This window comes from Xanthobacter agilis (genome assembly GCF_021730435.1).
GTDB lineage: Bacteria > Pseudomonadota > Alphaproteobacteria > Rhizobiales > Xanthobacteraceae > Xanthobacter > Xanthobacter agilis.
In genome coordinates this window covers 70,167-90,886 of sequence record NZ_JABWGX010000004.1, presented here as the reverse complement: position 1 = coordinate 90,886, position 20,720 = coordinate 70,167, and the positions used below count along the sequence as shown (strand labels likewise).

General features: G+C 69.0%; 20 protein-coding genes. 11 read left to right on the top strand and 9 right to left on the bottom strand.

Going from position 1 to position 20,720, the window contains the following annotated elements:
• Nucleotides 1-40: 40 nt before the first annotated feature.
• Together HUW53_RS03835 and HUW53_RS03830 are read right to left on the bottom strand one after the other, a co-directional pair.
• On the bottom strand, nt 41-520 hold the full coding sequence (locus tag HUW53_RS03835) for a tetratricopeptide repeat protein (protein ID WP_237344424.1): 480 nt from the start codon (nt 518-520) through the stop codon (nt 41-43).
• A gap of 48 nt (nt 521-568) precedes the next feature.
• The gene (locus tag HUW53_RS03830; protein ID WP_237344423.1) at nt 569-1,444 is read right to left on the bottom strand and encodes a xanthine dehydrogenase; all 876 of its coding nucleotides are present in this window, start codon (nt 1,442-1,444) and stop codon (nt 569-571) included.
• A gap of 365 nt (nt 1,445-1,809) precedes the next feature.
• Between HUW53_RS03830 and HUW53_RS03825 the strand changes: the two genes are divergently transcribed.
• The gene (locus HUW53_RS03825) at nt 1,810-2,043 is read left to right on the top strand and encodes a BolA/IbaG family iron-sulfur metabolism protein (RefSeq protein WP_237344422.1); all 234 of its coding nucleotides are present in this window, start codon (nt 1,810-1,812) and stop codon (nt 2,041-2,043) included.
• Between the two features lie 57 nt (nt 2,044-2,100).
• Nucleotides 2,101-2,433 (top strand): Grx4 family monothiol glutaredoxin, encoded by a 333-nt coding sequence (gene grxD, locus HUW53_RS03820; RefSeq protein ID WP_237344421.1) that lies wholly within the window; start codon nt 2,101-2,103, stop codon nt 2,431-2,433.
• A 524-nt stretch (nt 2,434-2,957) separates the two neighbouring features.
• Here grxD and HUW53_RS03815 read toward each other — a convergent pair.
• Nucleotides 2,958-3,392 (bottom strand): hypothetical protein, encoded by a 435-nt coding sequence (locus tag HUW53_RS03815; RefSeq protein WP_237344420.1) that lies wholly within the window; start codon nt 3,390-3,392, stop codon nt 2,958-2,960.
• A 318-nt stretch (nt 3,393-3,710) separates the two neighbouring features.
• Between HUW53_RS03815 and HUW53_RS03810 the strand changes: the two genes are divergently transcribed.
• Nucleotides 3,711-4,664, top strand: coding sequence for a 2-hydroxyacid dehydrogenase (locus HUW53_RS03810; protein ID WP_237344419.1), 954 nt, complete (start codon nt 3,711-3,713; stop codon nt 4,662-4,664).
• Between the two features lie 637 nt (nt 4,665-5,301).
• On the opposite strand, the gene lpxC is transcribed toward HUW53_RS03810, so the two are convergent.
• The 5 genes from lpxC to HUW53_RS03785 form a co-directional block, all read right to left on the bottom strand.
• Nucleotides 5,302-6,234 carry a UDP-3-O-acyl-N-acetylglucosamine deacetylase gene (gene lpxC / locus HUW53_RS03805; protein ID WP_237344418.1) on the bottom strand — a complete coding sequence of 311 codons (933 nt, stop codon included), beginning with the start codon at nt 6,232-6,234 and terminating at the stop codon, nt 5,302-5,304.
• Between the two features lie 398 nt (nt 6,235-6,632).
• Nucleotides 6,633-8,333 (bottom strand): cell division protein FtsZ, encoded by a 1,701-nt coding sequence (gene ftsZ / locus HUW53_RS03800; protein WP_237344417.1) that lies wholly within the window; start codon nt 8,331-8,333, stop codon nt 6,633-6,635.
• 89 nt (nt 8,334-8,422) lie between these two features.
• Nucleotides 8,423-9,748: a cell division protein FtsA gene (ftsA, locus tag HUW53_RS03795; protein ID WP_237344416.1), complete on the bottom strand. Its 1,326-nt coding sequence runs from the start codon at nt 9,746-9,748 to the stop codon at nt 8,423-8,425.
• The gene (locus tag HUW53_RS03790; RefSeq protein ID WP_237344415.1) at nt 9,745-10,620 is read right to left on the bottom strand and encodes a cell division protein FtsQ/DivIB; all 876 of its coding nucleotides are present in this window, start codon (nt 10,618-10,620) and stop codon (nt 9,745-9,747) included. Before HUW53_RS03790 ends, ftsA begins: the two co-directional genes overlap by 4 nt.
• A gap of 65 nt (nt 10,621-10,685) precedes the next feature.
• Nucleotides 10,686-11,606 carry a D-alanine--D-alanine ligase gene (locus HUW53_RS03785; protein ID WP_237344414.1) on the bottom strand — a complete coding sequence of 307 codons (921 nt, stop codon included), beginning with the start codon at nt 11,604-11,606 and terminating at the stop codon, nt 10,686-10,688.
• A gap of 468 nt (nt 11,607-12,074) precedes the next feature.
• Here HUW53_RS03785 and HUW53_RS21750 point away from each other — a divergent pair, with 468 nt between their 5' ends.
• A complete protein-coding gene (locus tag HUW53_RS21750; protein WP_272903754.1) occupies nt 12,075-13,157 on the top strand; it encodes a methyl-accepting chemotaxis protein in 1,083 nt (360 codons plus the stop codon).
• Between the two features lie 131 nt (nt 13,158-13,288).
• On the opposite strand, the gene murB is transcribed toward HUW53_RS21750, so the two are convergent.
• The gene (murB, locus tag HUW53_RS03775; RefSeq protein ID WP_237344413.1) at nt 13,289-14,275 is read right to left on the bottom strand and encodes a UDP-N-acetylmuramate dehydrogenase; all 987 of its coding nucleotides are present in this window, start codon (nt 14,273-14,275) and stop codon (nt 13,289-13,291) included.
• Between the two features lie 266 nt (nt 14,276-14,541).
• Between murB and HUW53_RS03770 the strand changes: the two genes are divergently transcribed.
• The 7 genes from HUW53_RS03770 to lpxK all read left to right on the top strand — a co-directional run bounded on the left by HUW53_RS03770 (nt 14,542) and on the right by lpxK (nt 20,582).
• Nucleotides 14,542-15,033, top strand: a complete 492-nt coding sequence (locus HUW53_RS03770) for a hypothetical protein (RefSeq protein ID WP_237344412.1) — start codon at nt 14,542-14,544, stop codon at nt 15,031-15,033.
• A gap of 7 nt (nt 15,034-15,040) precedes the next feature.
• The gene (gene ubiA, locus HUW53_RS03765) at nt 15,041-16,006 is read left to right on the top strand and encodes a 4-hydroxybenzoate octaprenyltransferase (protein ID WP_237344411.1); all 966 of its coding nucleotides are present in this window, start codon (nt 15,041-15,043) and stop codon (nt 16,004-16,006) included.
• A gap of 178 nt (nt 16,007-16,184) precedes the next feature.
• Complete coding sequence (locus tag HUW53_RS03760) at nt 16,185-17,051, top strand: 3'(2'),5'-bisphosphate nucleotidase CysQ (protein WP_237344410.1); 867 nt, start codon at nt 16,185-16,187, stop codon at nt 17,049-17,051.
• Between the two features lie 19 nt (nt 17,052-17,070).
• A complete protein-coding gene (locus HUW53_RS03755) occupies nt 17,071-17,316 on the top strand; it encodes a DUF4170 domain-containing protein (RefSeq protein ID WP_237344409.1) in 246 nt (81 codons plus the stop codon).
• 229 nt (nt 17,317-17,545) lie between these two features.
• On the top strand, nt 17,546-18,262 hold the full coding sequence (locus tag HUW53_RS03750) for a lysophospholipid acyltransferase family protein (protein ID WP_237344408.1): 717 nt from the start codon (nt 17,546-17,548) through the stop codon (nt 18,260-18,262).
• Nucleotides 18,259-19,557: a 3-deoxy-D-manno-octulosonic acid transferase gene (locus HUW53_RS03745; RefSeq protein ID WP_237344407.1), complete on the top strand. Its 1,299-nt coding sequence runs from the start codon at nt 18,259-18,261 to the stop codon at nt 19,555-19,557. The genes HUW53_RS03750 and HUW53_RS03745 overlap by 4 nt, the downstream gene beginning before the upstream one ends.
• Nucleotides 19,554-20,582 carry a tetraacyldisaccharide 4'-kinase gene (gene lpxK, locus HUW53_RS03740; protein ID WP_237344406.1) on the top strand — a complete coding sequence of 343 codons (1,029 nt, stop codon included), beginning with the start codon at nt 19,554-19,556 and terminating at the stop codon, nt 20,580-20,582. Before HUW53_RS03745 ends, lpxK begins: the two co-directional genes overlap by 4 nt.
• Nucleotides 20,583-20,720 lie beyond the last annotated feature (138 nt).

The window sequence follows — 20,720 nt, the reverse complement described above, 5'->3', positions numbered from 1 at the left end:
TTCCCCCTCCAACTAGCAAACCTGATGCCAGAGAACGCGGTCAAGCCACGCCCTCGGCGAGGGCGGCCACCACCGGCCAGCCCACGGCGCCGCTGGGATCGAGCACCTTCAAGGCGTCGAGCTTCTCCGCCGCGTCGGTCGGCAGGTTCTGTCGCAGGTGAATGAAGGCGAGCGCCTTCAGAGTATAGAGGGCGAACCGGCCGGCGCCGTCCGGAAAGGGATCTTCCGGCACCCACTGCCGCCAGTCCGTGTTCCATCCGGCCTGGCGCGCGGCCTCCTTCAGGCCGCCCTCGGCGGCGCGCTGGGCCTCGTCCAGATTGCCTTGATAGGTATGGATCTTATAGAGGCAGAAATAGGTGGGCAGCTCGTGCGGAGCCGCCGCCAGCGCCTGCCGGAACAATTGGTCCGCCCGTTCTCGGTCTTTCCGGTAGGCAATAACGCCCTGCTGGAGCAGCGCGTTGATGCCGGGGGGCAGGTCACCGAAATTGATGACGTCGGTGTTCGGGAACAATTCGATCATGAACGACGGCCTCTATGGCGGCCGACGGACACCGAAAAGGAAGGCCCCTCACCGCAAAACCGGGAGTGAGGGATCCTTGGCCGCCGGCTTGGCTTTGCGGAAGGACAGGGCGCGATTGACCGCCTTGGCGATGATGAGGGCGCGGGCGTCGAGCCCGGTCCAATTGGCGTTGCGGCCGCGCGGATCGAGCTCCAGCAGCTTCACGCCGGCGGGCACCTCGGTGCCGTCGCGGACCACGCCGCGCACCACGCCGTCGAACGGCGCCCGCACCGGCACGTTGCCGAGATGGCCGATAAGGAAATCCTTGTAGACGCGGGTGCCGATCTCGATCGCCGTGTACCAGCGACCCGGCATCTCCGCATGCACGAAACGCTCAGACCGGCTGTTGCCCAGCGGCCGCGCCACGCCGTCCGGCGCGTCGGTCGGGCCATATTGGATGATCTGCCCCTCCTTGCCCGGCCGCGTCTCGATGGCGACATCGCAATTGGCGCCGCCGCTGAAGCCCGGCCCGAGGCCGATGGTGAGGGCCGCCAGGCGCCGCAGATCCGGCGTCACCTGGTATTTGTTCATGCGCGCATCCACCAAGAGGTCGATGGCGCCGATGACGATGAGATCCAGAAGGCCGAGATTGGTGACCATCACCCCGTCCCGCACCCCGTCCCGGCGGTTGAGGCCGTGGCGGATCGCCATGCTGGAATCGACCAGGGTGGCGCACACCCCGTCCACCTCCACCAGATCGTCGAAGAGGGCGTCGTGAAACGCCATCTTGCGGCGAATGACCGGCGGCACCGGGTCATGAGACAAAACAACGCCGTAGCCGGAACGGTGCAGATGCACCGCCACCGCCGAGGCGATCTCGTTTGTCCCGAGGATCACCGCGAAGGCCGGTGAGCGGCGGCGGTCCCCATGTCGTGTTTCGCTCATGATCCGTCTCTCATCACGGAAGTTGAGTTCGGCAAGCAAGAGCCGGGCCGATTTCGGCGCGGGCCTCGCATTTCCCCCGGCCCGCACGATCAGCCGGGACTTCAGACCGAACCGCAGCCGTTATTCCCGGCGACATAGCACGCGATTCGGCAACATCCCAAGGTGTCGATGACCTGTCGCAAAGCCGACAGCGGGCTGACGGACGAAACGCGCCATCGCCGCACGCGCCCGGCGGCGCATCGCCGGGTTTCCCCCGACGTGCCTGGAATTTGGCGGAAACCGGCGCGGCGACGGCGCGGCTGTCGGGGCGGCAAGGGCACTTGGTGCCGACCTTGCATGAGGAGCCCCAAAGAGGAGCGCAGACCATGGCCATGGACGGAGCCGAAATCGAACGGCTTGTGAAGACCGCCCTTCCCGACGCCCATGTGGTGATCGTGGACCTTGCCGGCGACGGCGACCATTACGCCGCCCGCGTTACGTCGGAAACCTTCCGGGGCAAAAGCCGCGTGCAGCAGCACCAGATGGTCTATTCCGCGCTGCAGGGCCAGATGGGCGGCGTGCTGCACGCCCTCGCCCTTGAAACCATCATTCCCAAATAGGGGGCGCCTGATCGCCCGCCCCCATCTTCCGTCACGGATCAGCTAAGGACCACCCCGATGGCCAACACCGCCGAACGCATCAAGGACATCATCGACAGCAACGACATCGTGCTCTTCATGAAGGGCGTGCCGCAGGCGCCGCAATGCGGCTTCTCCTCCGCCGTGGTGCAGGTGCTCAACCAGGTCGGCGCGCCCTACGCCTCCGTAAACGTGCTGGAAGACCCCTTCATCCGCGAGGGCATCAAGGCCTTCTCCAACTGGCCGACGATTCCCCAGCTCTACGTCAAGGGCGAATTCGTCGGCGGTTGCGACATCGTGCGCGAAATGTTCCAGGCGGGTGAGCTTGCCGCCCTGCTCACCGAAAAGGGCATCCTCGCCCCCGCTTCCTGAGCCGTTCGAACGGCAAGGCGCCCCACCGCCGCGCCGCGCGCACGGAGTTCGAGCCGGCGCGCTCGGGCCAGGAAGGTTAGGCCAGGAAGGTTCGGGCGAGGCAGCTGAAGCGCTGGGGGCTGGTGCGATTGCAATCCACGGGATCACACCGGCACACATGACGGTGTGATCCCGCCACAGTGCGTCGGCGCCCCCCTTCGTTCGGGCGCGCGGTCTGCCACCCGGCACCTGAAGCCGCGCGCTGAAGGCAGAGTGTTCTCGAAAATCCTTAGCCGCGGTGGCCTGCACACCGACTCGCGCGGCGCCCTTGCCCCAGAGCCCGGCAACTGCACGCCCCACGCGGGCACGCGCGCCTTCAGTCCCAAGGGCCGCCAACCCGACTCCCGCAACGGCAGGTCATCCGCTGGCGCTCAATCAGATGGGTTCAATCAGTCGGGCAACGCACACCGCCGCCCGCCGACGATTGATTGCCTTGCAGCGGACGGAGTCGGTCGGCACCGGCCGCGTCCGCGCAATTGGCTCGTTTACTTGGCCTGGGCCGCCGTGGTGACCACGCCCGCCAGCCAGTCCTGCTGGCTCACGCCGCCGGCGCTCGCCTTGGCATTCACCGCGTCCACCACCGACGACGGCAAGGCCACGTCGAGGAAGATCTTGTCGGCTGATTCGAGCGAATAGACGAGGCGCACGGTGCGGGCCGCGAAGGCCTGCATGCGGGCCACCTTCTGCGCGTCCGTGTAGGAAGCGTTGGCCGCCACCGAGGGGCAATAGGCGCTGACCAGCCCGTCGATGATGAGGGCGGGACGCAGGCCGCTGGCGCGCAGCTGGTCCACCGCCGCATTGAGCACCTGCGGCTTGTCCAGCGGATCGCCGGCGGCGAGCAGGGCCGCGACCTCGGCCGCCGGCTTCTGCCCGGCCGGCAGCCAGGCGCATTCGAACTTCGCGGTTTGGGCAAGACCCATGCGAGGCATCGCACAGAGCGCGAGCGTGGCGACGGCAGCGAAGAGAGACGCTTTTTTCATGAGGAACCCTGCACCTATCGGCCAAATCGGGACAGCTCTGGCACGCCGCTCGCGCGAATGCAACGCGGCCGATGCGCCCGCCGGAATGATCAGCCGAGAACCGGCGAGATGCTGCCGCCGAGGCCGGCGCGAACCAGCCCCAAGGTGCAGGATCATCGGCCCCGCCGCCACGGGATGACGGGCGCGCGAAAAAGGCACTATAGCCGGAGGATGGCGCCGCCGTGCGGGCGCGCCGCCCGTTCATGCCAGGAAACCATCATGGCCGCTGCCCCCGCCCGTCCGCCCGTCCTGCTGTGGGCCTGCCTCGACACGCCACCCGAACCCTGGCGCGCCGCCTTCGCCGCGGCGATGCCGGAGCTCGAAATCCGGATGTGGCCGCAGATCGGCGCGGCCGAGGACATCACCTATGCCTTCGTCTGGAAGGTGGCGCCCGGTGTCCTCGCCGGCCTGCCGAACCTCCAGGCGGTGTTCTCCCTCGGCGCCGGCGTCGATCGCATCATCAGCCCCGATGTGGTGCCCCCTCACCTGCCCCTCGTGCGCATGGTGGACCCTGGCCTGAAGGACGGCATGAGCGAGTTCGTGCTCATGCAGACGCTCTATTACCACCGCGACATGCCCGCCTACGCCACCCAGCAGGCCCGCCGGGAATGGCGCGAACGCGACGTGCCGCTCGCCCGCCACCGCACGGTCGGCGTCATGGGGCTGGGCGAGCTGGGGCGGACCTGCGCGGAGAAGCTGGCCCAGATGGGCTTCGCCGTGCGCGGCTGGGCCCGTTCGGCCCACGACATTCCCGGCCTCACCTGCTTTCACGGCGCCGAGGGCCTGGGCGCCTTTCTCGCCGAAACCGAGATCCTGGTGTGCCTGCTGCCGCTGACGCCCGACAATCGCGGCATCCTCAACGCCGAAACCTTCTCGCGCATGCCGCGCGGCGGCTTTCTCATCAACGTGGCGCGCGGCGGGCATCTGGTGGATGGCGACCTGCTGGCGGCGCTCGAAAGCGGGCAGATCGCCGGCGCCACCCTCGATGTCTTCCAGGTGGAGCCGCTGCCGGCGGCGCATCCGTTCTGGTCCCATCCGCGCATCATCGTGATGCCCCACGCCTCCGCCCCCACCTATCCGGAAACCGCCGCGCCCACCGTCATCGAGGGCATCCGCCGCCATCAAGCCGGCCTGCCGCTGCTGAATCTCGTGGATCGCGGCGCAGGCTATTGATGCGCCTGGACGGGGACATGGGCCCAGCCGCCGGCGCGTGAGCGAAACGCAAACGGGCACGGCGGCGGCCTAACATGGCCGGGACCACGACCACGGCCCGCGCTATGACCAGCCTCACCGTCGATGCGCCCCAAAGATGCGCGCCAAGAACAGATGCCCCCCAAAGAGCAGATGCCTCCCCAAGAGGGGTGCGCCGAAGGCGGTGCGCCAAGCGCACCGAGCGATCGCGCAAGCCGGTCGTCCGAACATGCGCATCCGCCCGCGACGGGCGCCGCGCCCGTTCCGACCCATCATGGGGACGAGCGCGACGGACGCCATTGCCGCGACGTCTGGCCACCGGAACGGCGCCGCCACCCGAGAGCCGCCCGACGAGAGGACCGCGCAGCCGTCGCCGCCCCGACGCTGCTTGGACTGCGAGGCTTGGGGTTGCGTGGTTTGGCGAGCGGCCAAAGCGTAGGCCGCGATCTGAGCCGACAGAAGCGCCCCGGCACGCGAAGGCGAAAGCTCCCTGCGCCTCAAACAAAAAGCCCGGTGGGACGCTGGCGTCCACCGGGCCCTTGAAGCCGGATCATGAAAAACCACGCGGCGGGAGAGGGCGGCCCGGCCAGGAGTTCATCCCGGCCCACCGCCGCCACGCTCACAGGTCGGGCGCGAACACCGGCACCGGGCTCGTCCCGGTGATCTCCGCGCCGACGGTCTCGCGCACCGGGCGGGCCTCCTCCACCACCGCATAAGCGGAGCGGTCGGCCAGCAGCGCGTTCACCATCTGGAAATTCAGCTTGTGGCCGCCGCGGAAGGAGCGATAGCGGGCCAGCAGCGGCATGCCGGCGAGGGCGAGATCCCCCACCGCGTCGAGGGCCTTGTGACGCACGAACTCATCGGCGAAGCGCAGGCCGTCGGGATTGATGACGCCCGCCTCGTCGAGGCACACGGTGTTTTCCAGCGCGGCGCCACGGGCATAGCCGGCGGCGCGCAGGCGCTCCACGTCCTTCAAGAAGCCGAACGTGCGGGCCTGCGCCAACTCGCGGCGGAACACCGCCGGTGACAGGGTGGCGGCGAAGCGCTGGCGGCCGATGGCCTCGTGGGCGAAATCGATTTCCACTTCCAGGCGGAAGCCCGCGTCATAGGGCAGAAGCTCGCCGAAGGCGGCGCCGTTCTCCACCCGCACCGGCTTCAGAACCTTGAGATACTTGCGCCGGCCCCGCACGCTGGTGATGCCGGCGGCATCGATGGCCGCGACGAACTCCACCGCGCTGCCGTCGAGGATCGGCACTTCCGGCCCGTCGATCTCCACCACCGCATTGTCGACGCCGACACCATTGAAGGTGGCGAGCAGATGCTCGACTGTGGACACCAGCGCGCCCGAGCGATCGCCCAGCACGGTGGCGAGATCGGTGGCCTGCACGGATTTATGGGAAACTGTCGCCTTGCGCGGCGCGCTGTCGGCGAAGGAGCGGACGAAGACAATTCCGGTATTCGCGGCAGCCGGCTTCAGAGTGAGGGTCGCCTCGACCCCGGCGTGAACGCCGGCCCCTTTGAGGGCAATCTCGCGAGCCAGAGTGGTCTGCATAATCGGTGTCGTCCCATGCGCCGGGAGCGCAGGCCACCGAATGGCCGCCAGCCCTCCCCCAAAGCTCCACCTTGCCTTCCCACTTTCGCCGCGGTTGTCCGAACAAACTGTCAACGCGAGACGTGTGGGCCGATCAGGATTGGGGGGCACCCTAGTCCCCGCGCTGCGCTGCGCCAAATCACGCTTGCTTACCGCCTGTTACCATGCCTAAAAGCGCGATTTCTTTTATTTAACAAAAACTTAAGGCCGACCGTGACAGCCGGCCTCAAGGCCATTGTTACAGGCTGCGGACACGCGGCGCGGCGACTCAGGTCATCCGGCCCGGCTCGGCCCGACCGCGAGCGGAGGTCCCGGCGGGAGCCCGAGGACCGGCGCGGCGGGCGCGCCGGTCCTTGCGGTCAGTTGGCCTGACGGCGCAGGAAGGCGGGGATGTCCAGATGGTCGTCGTCGTCACCGCGCTGCGGCGCGGGGCGGGAGGGAACCTCCATCACCGGCCGGGTCTGCGGGCGCTTGGCGAACTCAGAGACCGCCTCGGCGGGACGACCGCCCGCCACCGGACGCTGATCCTGGTACCGCGGCTCGGCCGGGCGACGCTCCGGAGCGCGCATGGTCTGCTGCTCGCGGCGCACCGGCTCGGGTTCCGGCTCCTCGCGGCGGCCCACATGGGCCAGGCGCTGCAGGAGGGTCATGCGCTTCTTGTCAGGCTGGGCCTGCTCCACCGGCGGCTCACCGCGCTGGGCGCGGATCTGGTTCTGAGCCGGCAGCGGCAGCTCGTCCACGCGCGGCATGCGGGTGGTGCGCATGCGCTGGCTCGGCGGCGGGATATAGGGCGCGAAGTCGTCGTCTTCCTGGATCTGGGCCGGCGCCGGGGCGGGCTCCGGCTCGGCGAGGAAAGAGGGACGCGGCTGGGCGGCGCGGATGGTCACGTCGTCGATGGCCACCGCCTGCTCGGGCACGGGCGCCTGCTGGGGGATGGGCGCGAAATCCTCGATGCCCAGGAGATCCTCTTCGGAGATGGAGGCCACCGCCGAGTGGATCTGTGCCTCGCGGGCGGCTTCCACCGCCACGCGACCGGCGTTGGACATCTTGCGGCCGCCCAGGTCGGCCGGCGGCTGGATCTGGTCGGGCATGGAGAGGGGATCGATGCCGGTGGCCACCACCGACACGCGGATGATGCCATCCAGCATCTCGTCGAAGGTGGCGCCGAGGATGATGTTGGCGTCGGGGTCCACTTCCTCGCGGATGCGGGTCGCCGCCTCGTCCACCTCGAACAGCGTCATGTCCTTGCCGCCGGTGATGGAGATCAGGAGGCCGCGGGCCCCCTGCATGGAGGTCTCGTCCAAGAGCGGGTTGGCGATGGCGGCCTCGGCGGCCTGCAGGGCGCGCTTCTCGCCGGAAGCCTCGCCGGTGCCCATCATGGCCTTGCCCATGTCGCGCATCACGGCGCGCACATCGGCGAAGTCCAGGTTGATGAGGCCTTCCTTCACCATCAGGTCGGTGATGCAGGCGACACCCGAATACAGCACCTGGTCGGCCATGGCGAAGGCATCGGCGAAGGTGGTCTTCTCATTGGCCACCCGGAACAGATTCTGGTTCGGGATGACGATGAGGGTATCGACGCTCTTCTGCAGCTCGATAATGCCGTGCTCGGCGACGCGCATGCGCCGCAGGCCCTCGAAGTGGAACGGCTTGGTCACCACGCCCACGGTGAGGATGCCGAGTTCGCGCGCGGCCCGCGCCACCACCGCCGCCGCGCCGGTGCCGGTGCCGCCGCCCATGCCGGCGGTGATGAACACCATGTGCGAGCCGGACAGGTGATCGCGAATCTCGTCGATCACTTCCTCGGCGGCGGCGCGGCCGACCTCCGGCTGGGAGCCGGCGCCGAGACCCTCGGTCACCGCCACGCCCATCTGCACCACGCGCTCGGCCTTGGTGAGGGTGAGAGCCTGAGCGTCGGTGTTCGCCACCACGAACTCCACACCGCTCAGACCCGAGGCGATCATGTTGTTGACAGCGTTGCCACCGGCGCCGCCCACACCGAACACCGTGATCCGCGGACGGAGCTCACGAATGTCGGGCATCTGAAGGTTGATCGTCATGTTTTCGCTCCGTCGAACCCGCTCGGCTCAGACCGCCTCTCGATGAATCCGATTGCCCACTGTGTTACTGCGGATTTAGTTAACCATGTCTAAAAGCTGTCCTTCAGCCAGCGTCCCACGCGGCCGAAATATCCTTGGGATTCAGCCCCCACGGCCTGCCGCCGGCGGGGCTCGAAATGTTCCAGGCCAGCGGCTTGCGGGTAGACGAGCAGGCCCGCAGTGACCGCGAACGCCGCCCCGCGCGCCGCTTCCGGCAGGCGCGAAACCCCTAACGGACGGCCGATGCGCACCTGCGGCCCGATCACCCGCGCCACCAGGTCCGCAAGCCCCTGAAGCTGCGCCGCGCCGCCGGTGAGCACGATGCGCCGGCCGGCATCCCCGGCATGCCCCGAGGACTTCAGCCGGTCGCGAATCAATTCCACGATTTCTTCCGCGCGGGGCCGCACGATGGTGACGAGGCGCGACTTCGGCACCATCTGCGGCTGGTCCCGCGAATCGCCGGAGAGCGGCGGCACGGTCAGCATGTCGTGCTCGTCGGAAGAGACCGCCACCACCGCCCCATGCAGGGCCTTGAGGCGCTCGGCATCGGCGAGCCGGGCCGGCAGGCCGCGGGCGACATCGTTGGTGATGTGGTGGCCGCCCAAGGCGACCCCGTCCACATAGACGCAGTGGCCCCCGGCGACGATGGCGAAGGTGGTGGTGCCGGCCCCCATGTCGATGAGGGTGACACCCAGTTCCATCTCGTCGTCGGTGAGCGAGGACAGCGCCGCCGCATAGGGCGCCGCCACCATGGCCTCGATGGAGAGGTGGCAGCGCTCCACGCACAGCACCAGATTCTTCAGCGCCGTGAGATCGGCGGTGATGACGTGCATGTCGGCGCCCAGCTCCTGGCCGAGCATGCCGCACGGTTCGCCGATGCCGGAGCGCCCATCCAGCGCGTAGCCGACCGGCAGCGCATGCATGACGGCCCGGCCATCGCCCACCGCATAGGTGGAAGCCGCCTCCAGCACCCGGCGGATGTCGAACTCCTCCACCGATGGCGCGGTGAGGCGCACCGCCGCTTCATAATGCTGGGAGGCGAGCCGGCCACCGGAGACCCCGACCACCACCGAGGCGATCTGCACCCCCGAGGCGCGCTCGGCCATGTCCACCGCCTGGCGGATGGCCAGCTCGGCCTTGGCCATGTCCACCACGGCGCCGCCCTTGATGCCGTAGGCGCGGGTGTGGCCGATGCCGAGCACGTCGATGGAATGGGTGCGCCGGCTCAGCACGTCCGACGCGCCACGGGGCCGCAGCTTGGCGATGGCGCACACCACCTTGCTGGTGCCGATATCGAGCACGCCGACGATGCCGCCCTTGCGCGGCGGCAGGGGGCGCATCTTCGGCGCGAACCCCTGGGCAAGCCGGGACCTCATGCGGGGCCTCCCTTCTTGGCTTTGGCCTTCGCCTTCAGCATCTCGTCGCGGGCGGCGGCGGCGGCATCCGACAGGCGCACCGCCACGCGATCGGGCAGGCGCAGGTCGACGATGGTGATGTCACGGGTCAAAAGCTTCTTGTCGCGATCGAGGGCGACGAGCTGCATCAGGGCGGCCTCCATGCCGGCCTCGGGCAGGCGCACGTCGATGCCGTTGTGCATCTTCAGCGTCCAGCGCCGCTCGGCCACCAGGATGGCGGCGCGCACCTGGCCCTTCAGGTCCGGCAGGCGGGCGAGCGCATCGACGATTTCTTCCACCCGCTTCTGCGCGCCTTCGCCGACAACGATCGGCAGGTCCACATAACGCGGGTCGTCCGAATAGGGGGCGATCGGCGTGCCGTCGCGGGAGATCACCTTGATCTCGCCATTGACCTGCCAGAGGGCGAACGCCTCCCGCTCCACCACCGCGATGTCGATCCGGTCCGGGAACTGCTTGCGGACGCTGGCCGACAGAATCCAGGGCATCTGCTCCAACTTGGTCCGCATGTCGTCGGCATTGACGAACAGGATCGAGGTGGAGCCCTTGATCCCCGCCGCCTGGAGAATCTCCTGCGGCATCACGTGGTTGTGGCCCGAGAGGTTGACCTCGCGGATTTTGAAGCCGGCCACGTTGGCGGCGGCGTCGGCGAGGTCCATGCCGACCTCCCGCGCCTCCTCCACATGGCCGCCCAGCACGATGCCGTAGGCGGAAAATCCGCCGATGACGGCCACCGTGAGCAGGCTGGCGCCACGCCGGCCGAGCCGGGAGCCGCCCAGGCGCACCGTGAAGCGGCGCAGCAGGATGGCGGTGCGGCTCGCCGGGCGCGGTTCCACCGGCAGGCGCTTGTGGCGTCCGGGCGGAACCGGCGCGACGGCAGGCGCCGCGGGCTTGGGAGCCCTTACCGATCCAGCGACGCGTCCTCCACCATCCATGTCACAAGCTCGCCGAATGAGATGCCCGCGTGGGCTGCCATGTCGGGCACCAGCGAAGTCTCGGTCATGCCGGGTTGGGTGTTCACTTCCAGGCAGACGAGCCCGGAGGCATCGCCCTTGGAAACGTCAAAGCGGAAATCCGCGCGAGACACCCCCCGGCAGCCGAGAGCTCGGTGCGCCGTTAGGCTTAACATCTGCACGCGCTCGTAAACTTCAGGTAAAATCCGGGCCGGAAGAATGTGGCGGGAGCCGCCGGGCGCATACTTGCTTTCGTAGTCGTAAAAGGGTTGCGCCGCCTCGATCTCGATGACGCCCAAGGCTTTGTCGCCCATCACGCCGCAGGTCAGCTCCAGGCCGGGGATGAACTCTTCCGCCAACAGAATTTCTCCGAAGGCCCAATCTTCCCTGTGGAGTTCCTGGGGCGGATGGGCCTGCCCCTCGCGCACGATGAACACGCCGACGCTGGACCCCTCGGCCACCGGCTTCAGCACATAAGGCGGCGCCATCACATGGGCGGTGGCCGCCTCGGCCCGACTCACCGGCCGCCCGGCGGCCACCGGAACCCCCGCCGCCGCCAGCATGAGCCGCGCCTGCGCCTTGTCCATGGCCAGGGCCGAGGCCAGCACGCCCGAATGGCTGTAGGGAATGCGCAGGATCTCCAGAACGCCCTGAATGGTGCCGTCCTCGCCCGGATGGCCATGCAGCACGTTGAGGGCCACGTCCGGCTTCAGCCGCGCCAGCACCTCGGCCACGTCGCGCCCCACGTCCACCCGTGTCACCCGATAGCCCGCATCCTCCAGGGCCACCGCGCAGGCGGCGCCCGAATTCAGCGAGACCTCCCGCTCGGACGACCAGCCGCCCATCAGCACCGCCACATGTTTCGCCATGATCGCTCACTGCTCCTCAACCCCCGCGCCCCGGGGTAGCGGGGATGTAGCAAAAAACCGGATCTCCGGCGCGGGCGCGCGACAGGACCGCGCGACAGGACCCAGTGGAAACCAAAGGCCGTGTGCAATTTGCTAAAGGTATCGCCTAAAATTCAGGCATAGCTCTCAATTTGCGGGCCGACGGGTGTAGCAGCGCAGCAATCGAAGCGCATTTTCCTCCCGCACTGCGACCGGTCGCGGCCGTCTTCAAGCGTGAGCCTTGTCCGGACATGACACTTCGACGAACCGGGCGCTGCGGCCGAGACCACAATGGCGGTAACGACATAAGACTTAAGCCTGACCGTCTCCAAACTGAGATGGTCATTCGATAGCATGGCGGCGTGAGAGATGCCCTACGCACGCACCACTCATTGGCCCATTTTTTGCTCATGAAGCGAGATTAGGCACCATTTTTCATGAGGCCGTGACATGAGCGCTGAACCCGAACGGGTGGTCCTGCTTTCAGAGCAGATCGGCACGATCGCCCACGAAAAGATAGCTCAGATCAATGGCGTGACGCGGGAGACGCGCACCCTCGCGCTGAACGCCCTCATCGAGGCCGCCCGCGCCGGCGATGCCGGCCGCGGCTTCTCCGTGGTCGCCAACGAGGTGAAGGCGGTTTCCAAGCGGATCCAGGAGATTTCCAGCGCCCTGTCCACCGACCTGTCGCGCTCCATCGTCGAGCTCACCGACATCGGCCGCCAGATGGCCGAGCAGGTGCGCGGCCAGCGCCTGGCCGATCAGGCGCTGAACATGATCGAGATCATCGACCGGAATCTTTATGAGCGGTCCTGCGACGTGCGCTGGTGGGCCACCGACAAAGCAGTGGTGGACTGCCTGGAGACGCCGAGCCCGGACAACGCCCGCCACGCGTGCCAGCGGCTCGGCGTGATCCTGCAAAGCTACACCGTCTATCTCGACCTCTGGATCATCGACGCCGACGGGCGGGTGGTGGCCAATGGGCGACCGGGGCAATATCCATCGGCGGTCGGCACCGACGTCTCGCATACCGCGTGGTTCCGCTCCGCCATGGAAACCCGGACCGGGGAAGATTTCGCGGTGGCGGACGTGGAGACCGTGGGCGCGCTCAACCACGCCCAGGCCGCCATCTACAGCGCCGCCGTGCGTTCCGGCGGCGAAACCAACGGCCGGCCGCTGGGCGTGCTCGGGATCTTCTTCGACTGGCGCCCCCAGGCCGCCGCGGTGGTGAACGGCGGCCGCCGCAGCGCCGATGAGCAGGCCCGCACCCGCTACATGCTGCTCGATTCCCGCTTCCGCGTGATCGCGGCCTCCGACAACAAGGGCATCCTCACCGAGGTGTTTCCCCTGAAGGCGACCGGTGACACCGGCCACTACACGGACAGCCAGGGGGCCATGGTGGGCTTCGCCCTTACGCCCGGCTACGAGACCTATCGCGGCCTCGGCTGGTATGGCGTCATCGTCCAGGGGCGCCCCGCCGCCCTGACGGTCGCGCCCCATGACCCGCGGACCGCCCTTCGTCCGGCCTCGTGAGAGGCGCCGGGAGGCCCGTGCCCGGAGTGTGCCCCGGCGCGGTCTCTCCTGACGGACGACCCGCGCCGGCACCGCACGCGGCGAGACATCACCCGCCGCGTGCGCTTTCGCGCAAGCCCCTATTCCGCGCCTTACGGCGCGGGCGCGGCGATGCCGATCCGCTTGATCTCCCACTCCAGCGCAACGCCGCTTGTCGCCAACACCCGCCGCCGCACCTCCTCGCCCAGGGCTTCGATCTCGGCGGCGGTGGCCCCGCCCAGATTGACCAGGAAATTGGTGTGCAGCTCCGACACCTGGGCCCGGCCCAGGGTGAAGCCGCGCAGGCCCGCCCCATCCACCAGCTTCCAGGCACTGGCGCCAGGCGGATTCGTGAAGGTGGAGCCGCCGGTGCGGCTCTTGATGGGCTGGGTCGCCTCGCGGCTGTCCGTGATCTTGGCCATCTGGGCGGCGATCTCGGCCCGGTCGCCGGGCCGCCCCTCGAACACGGCGCGGGTAAAGATCAGGTCGTCCGGCGCATGGCAATGGCGATAGGTGAAGCCCATCTCGGCCGCCGCGAGCGTCACCACCGCGCCGGCGCGGGTGACCGCCTGGGCGCTGACGAGCACATCCTTCACCTCGCCCCCATAGGCCCCGGCATTCATGCGCAGCGCGCCGCCGATGGCGCCGGGAATGCCGCGCAGGAACGAAAAGCCATCGAGCCCCGCCTCGGCCGCCGCGCGCGCGACCTTCACATCGGGCGCGCCGGCGCCGGCCGTGATGCGGCACCCCTCCACCACGATCTCGGTGAACCCCCTGGCGAGGCGCACCACCACCCCCGGCACGCCGCCATCACGCACGATGAGGTTGGAACCGAGGCCGATCACCGTGACCGGCACCTGAGCGGGAAGGGCGGCGAGCAGACGCGCAAGATCATCCGCATCGGCGGGCAGAAACAGAACCTGCGCCGGCCCGCCGACCCGAAACCAGGTGAAATCGGCCAGCGGCACATTGGCCTCCAGCCGGCCGCGCAGGCCGGGCGCGCGGGCGCGCAGCTCCGGCACGAGATCGGCGAAGGGGGCTGGTGCCGCCGGTTCGGTCGGCTTCGGCCCGGAGGCCGGCTGGTGTTCCGCCACGCTCATCCCCATCGTCCATGTCGCAAAGGACAGCCCCGGCCGCGACCGGATCGCCTGCCTCTCCCACACGCCGGACGGCAGGGCAAGGGCATTGGGCCATGGGCCATTGGCAATGGGCGCGGCGCCCCCATGGAAATGGGCCATTAGCATATCGCTGCCACACTGCCGTTGCGTCCGCCGGCTTTTCTGCGGGCCGCGCCGTGATATTGCCCCATGTCGGTGCTCCATATAACAAGGACCCAGAAGGGGCGGACATGAAAGGGCTGTGCTCGATGCAGAAGACGACGCTCAAGATTGCGGCGGCGGTCGTGGTGAGCGCCCTGTCCATCGCGACGGCATGGGCGGATTGCCAGAGCGACGTCGTCGCCGCGCGCAGCGCGCTGGAGGAAAAGGGCAAGGCACTGAACGAGGCCGGCAAGAAGAAGGCCGACCCGCAGACCCTGTGCCCCCTGTTCCGCGCCTTCTCCACGGCGGAAGCCAATTGGGTGAAGTTCCTGACCGAGAACAAGGACTGGTGCCAGATCCCGGAAACGGCGATCAAGCAGGCCGCGGCCAGCCACAAGAAGACCAATGAGGTGCGCGACAAGGTTTGCCAGGTCGCGGCCAATGGTGGCGCCCCAGGCGCGGGCGGCCCCGTGAAGCCGCCGCCGCAGGGCTCCATGTCGAGCGCGCTCGGCATCACCACCGGCTATTCGGTGGGCAATGCCGGCGACGGCAAGAGCGGCGTGTTCGACACGCTGAGCGGCAACGTCCTGCAGAAATAGGCGCCCCTTGAGCACACAGCAGGGCGCGGTGGCCCCCACAGTCGCGGACGCGCCGCCAGACAATTGGGTGGATCGCTCCGCGCCCGCCGCGATCCGGCCTTACCTCCATCTGGCGCGGCTCGACCGGCCGATCGGCTCCTGGCTGCTGCTGCTGCCCTGCTGGTGGTCCACGGCGCTGGCCGCGATCGCGGCCGACGCGCCCTACCCCGACCCGACGCTGCTCATCCTGTTCGCCATCGGCGCGGTGGCCATGCGCGGCGCCGGCTGCACCTGGAACGACATTCTCGATCGCAAGATCGACCAGGCGGTGGCGCGCACCCGCGCGCGCCCCATCGCCTCCGGCGCCGTGAGCGTGCCGGCGGCCCTCGCCTTCCTGGTGTTCCAGGCCCTGATCGGCCTCGGCGTGCTGCTGTGCCTGCCGCGCTTCGCGATCGTCACCGGCATCGCCTCGCTGGGCGTGGTGGCGGTCTATCCGCTGATGAAGCGCATCACCTCTGTGCCGCAGCTCACCTTGGGCATCGCCTTCTCCTGGGGCGCGCTGATGGGCTGGGCCAGCGTGTTCGACACCATCTCCGATCCCGCCCTGCTGCTGTTCGCCGGCGCGGTGGTATGGGTGTTCGCCTACGACACCATCTACGCCCACCAGGACCGGGAGGATGACGCCATCGTCGGCGTGCGCTCCACGGCGCTCCTGTTCGGCGCCAACACCGGCCTCGCCGTCGCCCTGTGCTACACTTTGGTGGTGGTGCTGTTCGCCGGCGCCCTTCTGCTGGTGCCGGCCGGGCTATTCTCGCTGCTGGGTCTCATCGGATTTGCCGCACATCTGCGCTGGCAGGTGTCGCGGCTCGACATCGACGATTCCGCCCGCTGCCTCGCGCTTTTTCGCTCCAATCGCGACGCCGGCCTCATCCTGTTTGCCGGCCTGAGCCTCGATACGCTGGTGCCGAGCGCCCTGCGACTGATCTTTCCGTAGGCGCCGCCAAAAAATAGGCAGGACAAGGACGGGCGCGACGCAAATTCCGTCCTTCTTGTATACCGATGAATTGTAATGTGTTTTCACGCTGCCCACCCCCTGTTCGCCCATTTTTCAGGCGGTTAGGAGACAGAAGACGCATTGCGTTCCCTAGCGCGTGCTCCTATGTGGCGGGGCCATGAGCGTCGAGCCACTCAACGCCTCCGCCGGGGAGCCGCGTGCCGTGCACCCGGACGACGAGATCCTGGCCCGCCACCTGACGGATGTGGTGGCGGGAGCCGGAGCGCTTGCGCGCACGCTGTTCGCCGCCGGCGTCAAATCCTGGACCAAGGACAACAATTCCCCGGTCACCGAGGCCGACCTCGCGGTCGATCGCTTCCTTCACCAGCGCCTGACGGCGCTGCGTCCCGATTACGGCTGGCTTTCAGAAGAGACCGCCGACACCCCGGACCGCCTCGCGGCGCGGCGGGTGTGGGTGGTTGACCCCATCGACGGCACCCGCGGCTATATGAACGGCGCGCCCGACTGGGCGGTGTCCGTGGCGCTGGTGGAGGACGGGCGGCCGCTCCTCGCCGCTTTGTTCGCCCCGGTACTCGACGAGATGTTCACCGCCATTCTCGGCGCCGGCGCGCAACGCAATGGCCTGCGGCTGGCGGCCGGCACCCGCGCCACCCTGGAAGGCGCCCGCGCCGCCGGGCCCGTGGACGCACTCGACGCCATCGCCCGCGTCGCCGCCATCACCCGCCTGCCGCGCGGCCACTCACTGGCGCTGCGCATCGCGCGCGTGGCCAGCGACGAAATCGATCTCGCCCTGTCACGCGCCAACAGCCATGACTGGGATCTCGCGGCCGCCGACCTGCTGGTCCAGGAAGCCGGCGGGCGGCTGACCACGTTCGACGCCGCGCCGCTCACCTACAATCGCGCCGTGCCACGCCATGGACCGCTGCTGTGCGCCGGACGGGCGCTGCACCCGCTGGCGCTCGACGCCGCCGGCGGAACCTCCCCTTCCCCCGCCCGCTCCGGGGCGGACCCCTCCCAACCGTGACCCTGCATCCGGACACGCCATGACCAGCTCCAACAAGCAACTGCCCCACCTCGTCTTCGGCGGCGAGCTCACCTCCCTCAACGGCTCCGAGTTCAAGGACCTCGCCAAGCTCGACATCGTCGGCATCTTCCCCGACTATGCCAGCGCGGTCGCGGCGTGGAAGGCGAAGTCCCAACAGAACGTGGACAATGCCATGATGCGCTATTTCGTGGTCCACCTGCACCGCCTGCTGGACCCGGAAACCGGCATCGCCCAGGATGCGTGACGCACGCTCCGCTTGACGCACGCTCCGCTTGACGCACGTGCGACCAGACATGCGTCGGACCTTGCGTCACATTACGGTGCGGCACTGCCGCGCGGCCCGGCCCGAAATGCGCGCTGAACGAGACAGATCGGCTCCCGCCCTTTGACGGGAGCCCGAGAGAGGCTATGGATGGCGCCGTGCGCGGCCGTCCATGGTCGCGTGCCTCTCACGACAGCGAGCAAAAAGAACAATGTGGCGGCGACTGAGGACCAACCGCGCGTTCCAACTCGCGGCGGGGACTACCTTTGCTTCTTATTTCAAGTTCGTGGCGCGCACCACGCGGTTCGTCATCGAGCCGGCGGACGTCTTCGACACCATCGACGCGCAATTGCCCGCCATCCTGACCTTCTGGCACGGGCAGCATTTCCTCACCCCGTTCGCGAAGAAGCCGCACCACCAGGCCAAGGTCCTGATCTCCCGCCATGCCGATGCGGAGATCAACGCCATCGCCGCGGAAAAGCTGGGTGTGGGCACCATCCGCGGGTCCGGCGCCACCTCGCGCCGCGACTTCCACCGCAAGGGCGCCGTCTCGGCCACCTATGAGCTGCTCTCCACCCTGGAAGCGGGAATTACCGTGGCCATGACCGCCGACGTTCCCAAGATCGCCCGCAAGGCGGGGCTCGGCGTCGTTACTATTGCACGGTACTCGGGACGGCCTATCATCCCGGTCGCAATGGCCACCCGAAACCGCATCACCTTGAAGAGCTGGGATCGCGCCAGCCTCAACCTGCCCTTCGGCCGGGGGGCAGCCGTGGTCGGCGCGCCGCTTTACGTCCCGCGCGAGGCGGACGAGGCCGCGCTCGCCGCCGCCCGCGACGAATTGCAGGCGCGGCTCGAAGCGGTCACCCGGCGCGCCGAGGCGCTGGCCGGGGGCCGCGCGACCCCCGCCCGATCGAGGCTCGCATGAAGAAATCGCGCGCGCTGCCCGTCGCGCTGCGGCTGTATCGGGGCGCCAGCTCGGCCGCAGCCTTGCTCACGCCGGCCTGGCTCAGCTATCGCGTCCGCAAGGGCAAGGAAGATCCCGAGCGCCTCGCCGAGCGGCGCGGCCGCGCCAGCGCCGAGCGGCCGGAAGGCCCGCTGATCTGGGTGCACGGCGCCAGCGTCGGCGAGATCAGTTGCGTGCTGCCGCTGATCGAAAACCTGCGCGGCCGCGGCTATGAGGTGCTGCTCACCTCCGGCACCCTCACGTCCAGCAAGGTGGCCGCGCACCGGGCGGCGGACGGTGTCATCCACCAATTCTGCCCGCTCGACGCCGCATCCTTCGTGCGCCGCTTCCTCGATCATTGGCGGCCGGACCTGGTGCTGCTGGCCGAATCCGAATTGTGGCCCAATCTGCTGACCGAACTCAGCCGGCGCGAAACGCCGGTGGTGCTGGTGAACGGGCGGCTCTCGACCCGCTCCGCCCAGCGCTGGGCCAAGCTGCCGGCGAGCGCGCGCGCCCTGCTCTCCCGCGTTGACCTGTGCCTCGCCCAGACCGACGAGGATGGCCAGCGCTTCCGCGCCCTCGGCTCCGAGCGGGTGGAGGTGTGCGGCAACCTGAAGTTCGACGTGCCACCGCCCGCCGCCGATCCGGCCGACTTCGCCGAATTCACCGAGGCCATCGGCAACCGGCCGCTGCTGCTCGCCGCCTCCACCCATCCCGGCGAAGACGAGATGGTGATGGAGGCCCATGCGCTGCTCGCCGAGCAGATCCCCGATCTGCTGACCGTGATCGCGCCCCGCCACCCCGAACGCGGCTCCGCCATCGTGGCGAAGGCGGAAGCCGGCGGCTGGGCCGCCGCCCAGCGCGGCCATGACGAGCTGCCGGCCCCCGATGCCGATTTCTATGTCGCCGACACGGTGGGCGAGCTCGGCCTGTTCTATCGGCTGGCGCCGGTGACCTTCATCGGCGGCTCGATGGTGCCCCACGGCGGGCAGAATCCCATCGAGGCGGTGAAGCTCGGCAGCGTGGTGCTGCACGGTCCCCATGTGGAGAATTTCGCCGAGATCTACACCCATCTCGACACCCATTACGGTGCCCTGCCGGTGCGCGATGCGGCCACCTTGGCGCGCACCGCCTTCGCCCTCATGCGCGACCCGGACCTGCGGGCCCAGGCGGTGGCGCAGGGGCTGAAGACCATGGAAGCCCTCGGCGGCGCGCTCGAACACACGCTGCGCGCCATTGAGCCCTACCTCATCCACATCCGCCTTCAGTATCGATGACCCTCCACCCGCCCGGCTTCTGGTGGCGACCTCCGGGGCTGGCGGCGGCCCTCCTGGCCCCGGTGGGCGCCGCGATCGGGGCGCTCACCCTGCGCCGCATGACGCAACGAGGGGAAGAGGTGCCGATCCCGGTGCTGTGCATCGGCAATCCCACCGTCGGCGGCGCGGGCAAGACGCCGACGGCGTTGTGGTACCTGGATCGGCTCACCTCGACCGGCGGCCGCCCGTTCGCGCTGCTGCGCGGGCATGGCGGAGCGGTCTCCGCGCCCCTGCGCGTCGATCTCGCGCGCGACGATGCCGATGCGGTGGGTGACGAAGCCCTGCTGCTGGCGCGCCATGCCCCCACGGTGGTGGCCGGCGGCGACCGCGCCGGCGGCGCCCGGCTCGCCGTGGCGGCCGGGGCGACCCATCTGGTGATGGACGACGGCTTCCAGAATCCGAGCCTGGCCAAGGACGCCAGCCTGCTGGTGGTGGATGCCATGGTGGGTATCGGCAATGGCGCGGTGCTGCCGGCCGGACCCCTGCGGGCGCCGCTGGCCCCGCAGATCAGCCGCGCCGATGCGGTGCTGCTGGTGGGGGAAGGCGCGGCGGGAGACGCGGTCGCGCGCATCGCCGAGCGCCTCGGCCGCACGGTGCTGCGGGCTATGCTCGCGCCATCGCCGGAAGCAGTCGCCGCCCTGCGCGGTCGCCGACTGCACGCGTTCGCGGGCATCGGACGCCCGCAGAAATTCTTCGCCACCCTGGAACGGGAAGGGCTCGACCTGATCGCCCGCACCGCCTTCCCGGACCATCACCGCTTCCGTCGCGGGGACATCGAAGCCTTGGCGCGGACCGCGGCGCGCGACGGCGCCACGCTGGTGACCACCGCCAAGGACATGGCCCGGCTCGGCACCGCCGAATTGAAGGATGTGCAGGCCGCGATCGCCGTGCTCCCGGTGTCCCTGGTGCCGCAGGAGCCAGCGGCCCTCGATGCCCTGCTGCGCCGCGCCGAGGCCCGTGCTCAGGCGCGCCAGGCGGGTTGCTAAAGCGCATTCGCAATTCCAAACGCGAAACGGCTTCACACTTTTGCTGAAATTGCTCTCCGGCAACCAGCGCGAGGCCCTTCAAGGAAAACGGAACGCGGTTCCCTTGGCATTCGTGCGCACGGGCAAAGCCCCAGCGCC